Annotated in this window: 5 protein-coding genes and 1 pseudogene; 2 read left to right on the forward strand and 4 right to left on the reverse strand. The window is 64.6% G+C overall.

Features of this window, described 5'->3' with window-relative positions; translation table 11 throughout:
- The 3 genes and pseudogenes from MKK64_RS26060 to MKK64_RS28505 all read right to left on the reverse strand — a co-directional run.
- Positions 1-195: pseudogene (locus MKK64_RS26060) on the reverse strand (PAS domain-containing protein); the annotation flags it as partial.
- 103 nt (positions 196-298) lie between these two features.
- Positions 299-2,278: a hybrid sensor histidine kinase/response regulator gene (locus MKK64_RS26065; RefSeq protein ID WP_243938539.1), complete on the reverse strand. Its 1,980-nt coding sequence runs from the start codon at positions 2,276-2,278 to the stop codon at positions 299-301.
- Positions 2,279-2,294: 16 nt separating this feature from the next.
- Positions 2,295-2,744 carry a transglutaminase-like domain-containing protein gene (locus MKK64_RS28505; protein ID WP_409568014.1) on the reverse strand — a complete coding sequence of 150 codons (450 nt, stop codon included), beginning with the start codon at positions 2,742-2,744 and terminating at the stop codon, positions 2,295-2,297.
- Here MKK64_RS28505 and MKK64_RS28510 point away from each other — a divergent pair.
- Entirely contained in the window at positions 2,631-2,942 is a 312-nt protein-coding gene (locus MKK64_RS28510; protein ID WP_409568015.1) for a hypothetical protein, read from the forward strand. The two genes, MKK64_RS28505 and MKK64_RS28510, sit on opposite strands and share 114 nt — an antisense overlap.
- Before the next feature lie 61 nt (positions 2,943-3,003).
- Here the strand turns inward: MKK64_RS28510 and MKK64_RS28515 are convergent, their stop codons facing one another.
- Positions 3,004-3,150, reverse strand: a complete 147-nt coding sequence (locus MKK64_RS28515) for a hypothetical protein (RefSeq protein ID WP_409568013.1) — start codon at positions 3,148-3,150, stop codon at positions 3,004-3,006.
- Positions 3,151-3,337: 187 nt separating this feature from the next.
- Here MKK64_RS28515 and MKK64_RS26075 point away from each other — a divergent pair.
- A partial coding sequence (locus tag MKK64_RS26075; protein WP_243938541.1) for an AI-2E family transporter occupies positions 3,338-4,087 on the forward strand: 750 nt, incomplete at its 3' end.

Below are 4,087 nucleotides of genomic sequence, written 5' to 3' on the forward strand. Positions count from 1 at the left end.
GCGGTAGTGCAACTTGAAGTTCGTGCGGTACTCCGACACGGTGGCGCCGAGATCGTCGGCATCGGCAACCCCATGCATCATCACGGCGGCGGCGTTCGCGTAGGAGATCGTCTGATCCGGCTCGATCAGGATCACACCTTCAGACAAGCCGGCCACGATCTGCCGCATTTGTATGTAGCGCGACTCTTCGATCATCGGCGTATCTCCCCAGGTAACGAAGCAAGGCTTGCTATAGTCGTCACGATCAGCCGCAAGGTCCGGTGGCCGCAGACTGAAATAGGGAAACGTGACCCCGGATTCACAAGGAGCTTCGATTTGTGACCGCCTCCCTACCATCCGTTTGGTAGTTGTCGAGCTTGCGCAGCTCGGTGGCGATGTCTTGCAGACTGGCGTCGCCCTTACGCAGGACACGGTCGGCCTCCGAAAGTTGCTGACGCTCGGCAGTGGTGACGTCGCGCGCGCTCAGGACGACGACCGGGATATCGGCGCAGCCTGGCATGCTCCTGAGGCGATGGAGGAAAGCGAAGCCGTCCATCACCGGCATAGTCAGATCGAGTAGCACAAGGCGCGGCGTCGCCTCGCGGACCCTGTCCAACGCTTCGACCCCGTCGCCAGCCTCGCGAACCAACCAGCCGCTGCGTTCAAGGACTGTGCGGAGCCGCTCGCGCATGTCGACGTCGTCATCGACGACGAGTACGTCCCCAGCCCCTTCCCCAAGCCGGTCGAGCACGCCCTTCAGCCTAGCCCAGTCCACCGGCTTCGGCACCGCGTCCGCCGCCCCAAGGGAGGCGCTGAGCGCCGCGTCGGCGACGAAGCTCACCATCACCACTGGGATATCCTGTGTGGCTGGGTCCCCCTTGAGAGTAGTGAGCACCGTCCAACCGTCCACCTCCGGCATCATCACGTCGAGCAGAATCACGCGCGGTGCGAGGCCACGTGCCAAATCCAGGCCGGTACGGCCGTCCCCGGCCGTGCGCACCGAGAACCCCTGCCGCGCCAGGAAACGGCCCATGAGGTCGCGCTGGCTCGCCTCATCGTCAATGACCAACACTAGGCCGCGCGCACCCGAGCCGGTGGCTCCGTCCGAGGCTGGCCTCTCGACCACGTCGGCGCCATCGCGCTCGGAAAGTGCCGCAGGCACAACAAGGATGAACCTCGTTCCTTGTCCGATCGCGCTCGTGACGGTGACGTCGCCGCCGAGCAGTTGCGCGAACGCCTTTGTCAAGGCGAGACCGAGGCCGGTGCCGCCGTATTTGCGGGTCGTGCTCCCATCGGCTTGGACGAAGCGCTGGAACAAACGCTCGACTTGCTCCGGGCTCATGCCGATGCCAGTGTCCTGCACCGACAGGACAAGGTGGTCGCCATTCGCACCCGGTTCGCGGTGCGCACGCAGGATGATGGTCCCGGCTTCGGTGAACTTCGCAGCGTTGGAAAGTAGGTTGAATAGGCATTGGCGTAACTTGGTCGCGTCTGTTCGCACGGTGCCAAGCCCATCGCCCAAATCAAGGACGAGGCGGTTGCCCTTTTTGGACACCAGGGCCTCGACGGTGCCGGCGGCGTCACGGAGGAATGCCTCGAGGTCGATGTCCTCGGCGTAAGTCTCCATCTTGTCTGCTTCGACCTTCGACAAGTCGAGCACATCGTTGATCAGCCCGAGCAGGTGCTTGGCGTTCGACTTGATCTTTCCCAGGTCCTTGAGCAGGCCGTCCTGGCCGAGCTCCTCCGCCTCCTCCTCAAGCATCTCCGAATAGCCGATCACAGCGGACAGCGGTGTCCGCAACTCGTGGCTCATATTGGCGAGGAAGCTGCTCTTGGCCCGGTTGGCATCCTCGGCAGCTTCGCGGGCGGCCTCAGCGTCGCGGCGCGAGTCCTCCAACGCTGCCTGGCTCGCGCGAAGGCCCGCATTAGCGGCGTCGATGCGTCCGAGCACCTCCTCGCGCTCTATCATCGAGCGGCGTAGGGCGTCGCATACCCAGACCATGGCGAGGCCAACCACGAGGTACTGTGCGAGTGCTACGACCTGCCCGGGGTTCAGCCCGACTGCATGATCCGACCGTTGGAAGAACCACGCGGCTGCCAGCAGAGAGGACGCCACCGCGAGGACGCCCGGCCCCCGGCCAAGGGCGAGCGCGACGAGGAACACGATGGGGAGGTACAGGAGGAACGGGGCAGTATCGAGGGGCGCCAGGAACCGGAGCAGCGTAGCCGCCGCGACCGCCGTGACGGGTATGGCATGGCGAGCGACCGGACCGAAGCTGTGGCCCGATAGGACCTCCATGAACCTTCGCAAGCGTCTACCTCCCCGTGAGGAGCCGACCCGGCCTCACGCGACGTCGCCGACCTCGTCGGTGATCACCGTGAAGCCCGCAAGCGGGGCGGGTCCGAAAATGGTCGTGATCGAGCAATCCGTCGCGTCGCGACCATAGGCCATCACGATGCGGCCGATCCGAGGCCGATTGTGCCGAGCGTCGAACGCATACCAGCATGGCCCCGTCGGACCGTCGAGGTGGACCTCGAACCATGCGTGTAAGTCCATCAGCGCCGGGTCTTTTCCGGAGGCCGATGTCGCTAAGGTAGCTCATGACATAGCAGGCCGGGATATTCATGCACCGGCACAGCGTCACAGAGAGGTGCGCGAAGTCGCGACAAACGCCAACCTGCTCGCCGTAGCCGTCGAAAGCGCTGCGCGTGGTATCGGCCTGATTGTAGTCGAAGCGCAGCCGAACGTGCGCGTAGTCGACGATGGCCTGTTCACGCGCGCATCCCTCTGGCATCGAGCCGAACAGGTTCCAAGCGGTCTTCAAGTGCTTGTCGAGGTCGCAATAGCGCAAGCCGAGCAGGAACGGCAGCACCTCGTCCCAAAGGTTCTGAACCGGGATCTGTGGGGCGTCGAGGGCATGATCGTCGGGCCGCTTATGGTCCTTTATCTCGAAGTCGGCTGACATGTGATCCGCCCCCCGGGACGTAGATGCAGGTGACGAGGTTGCCAAATAGGTCGTGGAACTAGCGGGCGGCAACCGGCGGATCGAACGCGATGACTTCGCGTGAGCGCAGGTCGAGGTGCCGTTCCAGGCGGACGTTGAGCAATAAAACCATCGGCGTCGAACTGAACGTGTCGAGGGCTATGGTGTAGCCGCAACGGATGCGCACGATCAGCCTTCCTCCTTGGAACGCTGGGCCAGGCAAAATGTCCGCCGAACCGTCGTTTCTGGATCGACGCTGAGCCGGCGGGCCTCCGCGGATAGACCGAACCAAAGCATGTCACGGGACGAAACCGAGCGAACGACGTTATGAGGTGGCACGCTGGGTGTAGCTCGGCGTCGAAGGGTGCAAGCGTATGCCGATGGACGTGACGATTGCTTCTAAGCAGCCCGCCCAGGTGCCGCCGCCACTTGTGCCCGGCCTGCGCGGCCTGCTGACCCTCGCGGTGGGGGTCGTGCTGATCGCGGCGCTGTACTTCGGGCGCGAGGTGTTCATCCCCCTCGTGCTGGCGGTGCTCCTCAGCTTCGTTCTGGCCCCGGTGGTCAACCTGTTGCGCCGGATCAAGTTCGGGCGCGTGCCCTCCGTGATCGTCGCGGTGCTGCTCGCGCTCGGAGTGATCGGCGGCATCGGCGCGGTCCTCGGTACGCAGGTGGCCGGGCTCGCTGGCAATCTGCCGCAGTACCAGGCGACGGTCTCGAAGAAGTTCGCCGGCCTGCAGCAAGGCTGGCTCGGCGATGCCAACCGGGTCATCGCCAAGTTCAGCCACCAGGTTCACGACGTCACCCAGAAGGCCGACGCAGCCGGCACCACCGCGGCAACCGGCCCGGGCGGGGATACGCCTAGGGCACAGCTTGTCCGAGTGCAGGAGCCCGAGATTTCGCTGCTTGCGCTCGCGGAGAAGGTGCTGGGCCCGATCTTTGAGCCGCTGACCACCGTTGGCCTCGTCTTGGTCGTGGTTGTGTTCCTGCTCCTTCAGCGTGAGGACCTGCGCAACCGCATGATCCGCCTGTTCGGGTCGAGCGACCTGCATCGCACCACCGTGGCGATGGATGACGCGGCCGGTCGTCTCGGCACCTACTTTCTCGCCCAGCTCGGCATGAACGCC

The sequence above is a fragment of the Methylobacterium sp. E-025 genome, from assembly GCF_022829705.1.
Classification (GTDB): Bacteria; Pseudomonadota; Alphaproteobacteria; order Rhizobiales; family Beijerinckiaceae; genus Methylobacterium.

Coding starts and splice junctions, on each gene's coding strand:
- MKK64_RS26065 (WP_243938539.1), bottom strand. CDS start 2,278: ATGGAGGTCCTATCGGGCCACAGCTTCGGTCCGGTCGCTCGCCATGCC.